Origin of the sequence: Streptococcus sp. 4155 (assembly GCF_013276695.1) — a bacterium.
Taxonomy (GTDB): domain Bacteria; phylum Bacillota; class Bacilli; order Lactobacillales; family Streptococcaceae; genus Streptococcus; species Streptococcus pseudopneumoniae.
Map to the genome: position 1 here is coordinate 1 of NZ_VMLM01000100.1, position 1,037 is coordinate 1,037.

Consider the following 1,037-nt stretch of genomic DNA (forward strand, 5'->3'; position numbering starts at 1 on the left):
CAGCTTCTTCCAGTTGACGATAAGCAGACCACATATCACAATGCACATATCCAGAATAATCTCCTAGGAATTCTTGTACTACTGAACCACTTCGACGCTGATCATGGTGGTACAGCGTGATTCCTTGCTTCTCAGCTTTCCCAGACAAAAAAGTCCAATAGTAGGTCAGATGGCTATCACTCTCTAGCACCCTATAAGAAGTTTCATCCGCATGAAGTAAGGGCTGAGTCAATAGTCTCTCTCGCAAGAGGTTATAGAGGGGCTCCAAATAGTATTGACTCGCCTTGATATGCCAATTAGAGATTTCCTTACGTGTGATTGGTAAACCCATCCTAGCCCAATCTTCTTCTTGGCGATAATTGGGGACCTTCAGATTAAACTTCTGATGGATGGTGTGAGCGATAATAGAAGCTGAGCCAAGGCTATGCGCCAAAGGGGCTTTAGGGATAGGAGCTTTCACAATTTTATCACTCGGATTTTTCTCACTGCATGCTTGGCATTTGTAAGAGTGTTGGATATGATCTATGCGTTTTAATTGCGCAGGAATAAAGACTAATTCTTGGCCTTGAAGACTCGCTCCAATCTCTTTTAGCTCTCCCTGACAGTCAGGGCAAATGCAATCCTCTAAGCGATGATGGAGTTCTTCTGAATCGAATTGGGCAAGAAGAGCTTGACGTTTTCCTTTAGCTTTCTTACGTTTATAGGTGATTTCTTCTCTTTCAACTGGGAACCTCTCCATCTTCATCAGATGAAGCTTCCTCCTCAAAAAGGCTGACTTGTCCAGATGGACAAACACTTTTCTCAGAGGATTTTCCATAGAGCTTTTGCGTTAGATAAGCCACTTGTTCACGAAGAAGGGCAAGTTCATTGGTGAGACTATCAATTGTAGCACTCTGTTGTTGAATGATTTTTAATAAGTCTTTCATCGTCTTCCCCTCCTTGTTTTCTAACTTTATTATACTAAAAAGAAAGGCATCATTTCAATAGAAATCACGACTTTCTGATGAATTTATTTGGGGAGTGATAGAAAAGCCCTT

General features: G+C 41.6%; 2 protein-coding genes. Both read right to left on the reverse strand.

From position 1 onward, the window contains the following. The coding region (locus tag HT715_RS10635; RefSeq protein ID WP_240149861.1) for an IS66 family transposase at positions 1–745 on the reverse strand (745 nt) is incomplete at its 3' end. Further along, positions 720–926 (reverse strand): transposase, encoded by a 207-nt coding sequence (locus tag HT715_RS10640; RefSeq protein WP_000653988.1) that lies wholly within the window; start codon positions 924–926, stop codon positions 720–722. The genes HT715_RS10635 and HT715_RS10640, both read right to left, overlap by 26 nt. Positions 927–1,037: the final 111 nt, after the last annotated feature.

Excerpts from the sequence above, each read along its gene's own strand:
- HT715_RS10640 (WP_000653988.1), bottom strand. The coding sequence starts at position 926 with ATGAAAGACTTATTAAAAATCATTCAACAACAGAGTGCTACAATTGAT.